Genomic DNA, 4618 nt, shown 5'->3' on the forward strand with positions numbered 1-4618 from the left:
CGGGGCGGCGCGGGGCGTCCTCGAAGGGCACTTTGCGCCCCGTCACCCGCTCGACCGAGGCGATCACCTCGCGGATCGACGCGCCCCGCCCGGTCCCGAGATTGAGCTTCAGGCTGTCGCCGCCGCCCTGCAGGTGATCGAGCGCCAGAAGATGCGCGCGGGCCAGATCGTCGACATGGATGTAGTCGCGGATGCAGGTGCCGTCGGGCGTCGGATAATCCGTGCCGAAGACCTTCACCGCCGGCCCCTGCCCCGAGGCCGCGCGCAGCACCAGCGGGATCAGATGGGTCTCCGGGTCGTGCCGCTCGCCGATCTCGCCGCTCGGGTCAGCGCCGCTCGCGTTGAAATAGCGCAGGGCCGCGAAGCGCAGAGCGGTCGCGGCTGCGGCATCTTTCAGCATCCATTCGCAGATAAGCTTGCTGCGGCCATAGGGGTTGATCGGGTTTTGCGGTGTGTCTTCGGAGATCGGCAGCGTCTCGGGCGTGCCATAAGTGGCGCAGCTCGACGAGAACACGATCTTGTCGAGCCCCACCGCCTGCATCGCGCTCAGAAGCGCGGTCATCCCGCCCAGATTGACGTCGTAATAGCGGGTGGGTTCGGCCACGCTCTCGCCGACATAGGCCAGCGCCGCGAAATGGATCACAGCGTCGATCCGGTGCTCCTTGAGCGCCGTCTCCACCAGATCCCGGTCGCGCAGATCGCCCTCGACCAGAGGCCCCCAGCGCACCGCATCGGCATGGCCGCGCGACAGATCGTCGAAGACGACGGGGGCGTGCCCCGCCGCAGCCAGCGCCTTGCAGCAATGCGACCCGATAAAGCCCGCGCCGCCGGTGACCAGAACCTTCGATGTCACTTACGAGCCCCACCCTTCGCGCAGCATCGCGCCGACGATCTCGGGCGCCAGAACTCCGTCCCGGCAGGCCATATCGCCCGGCATCGTGCCACAGGCACGCTCCATCGCGCGCAGCGTTCCGCGCCCGGCAAACCCGTCGAGCGGGCCGCGATACAGCCCCTTATCGGCAAGGTCTTTCTGGATCATATAGACCGCGAGCCGAGGATTAGCCTTGAACAGGTCGCGAGCCTCTGCGGCATTCATCTTCGCCCGGGCGGGCGCGATCTCTCCTGCGAGCGGCGCGAAATCGGCATCGTGCCGATGCCTCGCCACACGGATCGTCATCGCGTAATTCTCACGTTCTTCGGGCGTGAACAGATCGCTATGCGCTTCGAGGAAGTCCGCCGCCCCCTTGGGATCGCGCCGGACGTTATAGGAATTGCCGTCGCGCAGGAGACCGACCAGATAGCGCGCTGCGGTCTTGTTGCCCGCCTCGGCAGCCTCGCGCAGTTGCGCCACCGCCTGTTTGCCATCGCCGCGCATCGAGATGCCCCAGATGCGGCGCGTGGCGTCGAGCACCTCGATCCGCTCGTTCCCGGCCGCGCGGGCGGCCTTGGCATAGCCGTCGAACTTCGCGCGCGACGCTTTGCCGCCACCGAGATAGCCATACATCGCGCCCTCGGCCAGCGTCGCATAGGCGCCATCGACACCCGCCGCGCCTGCGCGTTCGAGAAACGCCTGCGCTGTCTTCGGATCACGCTGCGACCACATCAGCGTCTCGCCGTATTTCCACAATCCGGTCGCGTCGCCCGCCTCTGCTGCGGTCTCGAACAGGTCGCGCGCCTTGGCATAATCGCGCGGCAGGCCCGTTCCGTAGAGATAGGCCTCGCCCAAGATCAGCGCCGCTTTCGCATCGCCCTTTGCGATCTGCGTCTTAAGCAGGTTGACCCCGCGCGCAGTGTCGCGTGGCAAAGCCCAGCCGCCGATCAGCTGCTTGCCCAACAGACGGTGCGCATCCCAGCTGCCCGCTTCGACCGCCTGTTCGAGATAACCAACGGCGCGATCACGATCCGCAGCGACAGGACCGCCCCAGAGGAGCAGGTCACCTGCGGCCAAAGCCGCTTCGGGATCGCCTTGCGCCGCGGCGTCCTCCAACATCGAGAGCCCGGCCTGTGGATCGGGCTTCACATCGCCAGAGCCCCAGACGAGCGCCTGCGCGCGTTCGGTGACGTCGGGCTTCGTTTCGTCCGCGAGGAGCGGTGCGCTGACCGTGCACAAAGCCAGAGCGACCACTCCGAGCGGTTTGGTCCAAATCTTGCGTGACATAGGTCCTCCCTTGGCGGGGCCTACCCGCCGACCAGATAAGGCAAAGCCAGACCCGCAAGCGCGATCGAGACGCCCATCGGGAGCTTTCCCCGTGCGTAACAACTTTTCCAACCCAAGCGGGGCCCAAGCCGCGTCGCCACCGGCGTGCTTTGCAGCCCCATCGTCAGCGCCGAGCCCGCAAAAAGCGCGACGGAAAAGGCGATCAAAAACTCCCCCATCGCCGCAGAGGGGACGAATAGCATCAGCGCCGCGAGAAATTTCACGTCCCCGCCCCCGAAGGCGCGCAGCACGAAAAAGACGTAGCCGACGAGGAAGGTGATCGCGCCCGCGGCAAGGCGCAGGCTCAGCTCGTGCAGACCCAGAAACGGGGCGCAGAGCGCAAAGAAGGCAAGCGTGATCAGCACGATCCTGTTCGGGATGCGCATCTCGCGCAGATCGCTGAGCGCGACCCAGATCAAGACCGGGGCCAGCGCCGCCAGCGGCAGGAGCTGCCCGGTCATGCGACCCGTCCGGCTCTGGCGCCGGCGAGCTCGAAGGGCAGTTCGGAGACAAGCTGGAAGGTCAGTTCCGCCAGATTGCGCGCGCCGGTCTTGGCGTAGAGATTGCTCAGATGGGTGCGCAGGGTGGATTCCTTGATCCCCAGCTCTGCAAGCATCTGATCGGGCGACTGGCCGTGGCGCAGCAGCAGGCAGACGCGATATTCCGACCGGCTCAGACGCGCCGGGTTGTCCGCGCTCAGGATCGGCGAGCCGATGAGCGGCGCGGCCTGCTTGGCGGCAGATTTCAGCAAGGTCTCGGTGAACATGCCCCGCGCGCGGTTGTGCCAGGTGCGGCTCAGCGTATCGCCGAGCGTGGTCAGCACCGCTTGCTGATACTGGCGCAGCTTTTCGGTGAAATGCAGCTCCAGCGTATCGACCCAGCGGTCGCTGATCTCGAGCGGGATGACGACCATTTCGACGAGGTTGCGCCGGGCCAGTGCCGAAGCGACCGCATGCGGCACGTCCTCGTCCTGCATCGAGCGATACCAGGTCGAGCCCCGTTTCGCCTTGTCGAGATAATCGCCAAGCAGATCGCCTGCGAAGCTTTGCTCCAGCGGGATCCGGCAGCCGGATCGCGCCCTGTCATGGACCAACGCCCGTGCCGATGCGCCCGCATCTCGCGGATAGCGCGCCAATATGACGGCCTCGGCCCCGATACTGTCGGTCAGATATCTCAACGCCGTGCGCAGCGGGTTCGTCCCGTGCAGACACTCACACCACTGTGCAACGGCCCCAATCATGCCCGCTTCGATAGCGCGCTCTTGCCCGGGCGAAGCCCCGGCTGTCCCATAGTCCCGCATGGTCCCCACCATCCCCAGAAACTATTATATGTGGCCCACTTATGTGCGTGACAGCGCGTAGACCATCTCTAAGCGTAACCCCTAAATGCGTTAATTCCTAAGCTAGCCATTTGGACTATATCCACAGCCTCCTGTGGATGATTCTATTGATACCCACTGCAATCAAAGGTTGCATATTCGGCATTTAAGTCGACATTTCGGCCGAAAAAATTGTCCGTAAACAATGCTTTGGGAAAAGATCGAATTTGGAAACGATTCGATTTACTGCGCGTAATTCACGAAATAGCGAATCACCACCGGGCCAACGGCGATCAGGATCAGCGCCGGGAGCATCAGCGAGGCCAGAACCCCTGACATCTGCACCGGCAGGCGATTGGCCTTTTCCTGGGCCCGCATCTCGCGGATACCGCGCAGATCGGCGGCATAGGTGGTCAACGCCTGCGCCATCGAGGCTCCGAAGCGCAGCGACTGGCTCGCGACATTGGCGAAGGCGCGCACGGTCTCGACCCCGGTCCGGTCGGCCATGTCGCGCAGTGCCGCCTCGCGCTCGCGCCCGGCCTGAACCTGGCGCTGCACCGAGAGGAACTCGAAGGAAATCTCCGGCGACGTCTCCGCAAGCTCGTTGCCCACGCGGGTCATCGCCGCATCGAACCCCATGCCGCTCTCGATCGCGACCTGCATCAGATCGAGCGCGTTCGGGAAGCTCTCTTCGATCCGCAGCCGCCGCTCGCGCATCCGGCCGTTGAGCCACATCAGCGGCAGCAGATAGCCGCCTGCGACGAGCCCGGTCAGGATCTGATAGGTCGCCATGCCGCTCAGGCTGCCGAGACGGGCATCCAGCCCCATCGGCAGGCCTATTTCGGGGCTGCGCGCGGCAAACAGAAGCCCCATGAAAATGCCCGGCAGGCCGATCCCCAGCGCGATCCGGACCAGGGTGAAGCGGCGCAATGCGCTCGCGCCGGACAGCCCGGCCTGCGCAAGTTTGCGTTCCAGCTTGGAGCGGGTCTGGCGGTCGGCGGGCACGAAGGCCTTCAGGATCTGGCCCGGACGTGCCTCCGGCGCCTTGAGATAGCCATGCTCGGCGCGCCCCCCCGTTTTCGGCCCGCCGATGGCCGCGATGC

At 65.4% G+C, this 4618-nt stretch carries 5 protein-coding genes; all 5 read right to left on the minus strand.

The genetic code is table 11. The features are described from left to right. The coding region (gene galE, locus B3D39_RS18795; protein ID WP_274963883.1) for a UDP-glucose 4-epimerase GalE at positions 1-853 on the minus strand (853 nt) is incomplete at its 3' end. Then, positions 854-2158: a tetratricopeptide repeat protein gene (locus B3D39_RS18800; RefSeq protein ID WP_274963882.1), complete on the minus strand. Its 1305-nt coding sequence runs from the start codon at positions 2156-2158 to the stop codon at positions 854-856. Positions 2159-2178: 20 nt separating this feature from the next. Next, positions 2179-2658, minus strand: a complete 480-nt coding sequence (locus B3D39_RS18805) for an A24 family peptidase (protein WP_274963881.1) — start codon at positions 2656-2658, stop codon at positions 2179-2181. Further along, a complete protein-coding gene (locus B3D39_RS18810; protein ID WP_274963880.1) occupies positions 2655-3437 on the minus strand; it encodes a helix-turn-helix transcriptional regulator in 783 nt (260 codons plus the stop codon). Before B3D39_RS18810 ends, B3D39_RS18805 begins: the two co-directional genes overlap by 4 nt. Before the next feature lie 321 nt (positions 3438-3758). Next, on the minus strand, positions 3759-4618 hold an 860-nt coding region (locus B3D39_RS18815), incomplete at its 5' end, for a type II secretion system F family protein (RefSeq protein ID WP_286789955.1).

Origin of the sequence: Thioclava sp. UBA3469 (genome assembly GCF_002378135.1) — a bacterium.
GTDB lineage: Bacteria > Pseudomonadota > Alphaproteobacteria > Rhodobacterales > Rhodobacteraceae > Thioclava > Thioclava sediminum.

Bases quoted from the DNA above. Each gene is read 5' to 3' on its own strand.
- B3D39_RS18800 (WP_274963882.1), bottom strand. From the start codon at position 2,158: ATGTCACGCAAGATTTGGACCAAACCGCTCGGAGTGGTCGCTCTGGCT.
- B3D39_RS18805 (WP_274963881.1), bottom strand. From the start codon at position 2,658: ATGACCGGGCAGCTCCTGCCGCTGGCGGCGCTGGCCCCGGTCTTGATC.
- B3D39_RS18810 (WP_274963880.1), bottom strand. From the start codon at position 3,437: ATGATTGGGGCCGTTGCACAGTGGTGTGAGTGTCTGCACGGGACGAAC.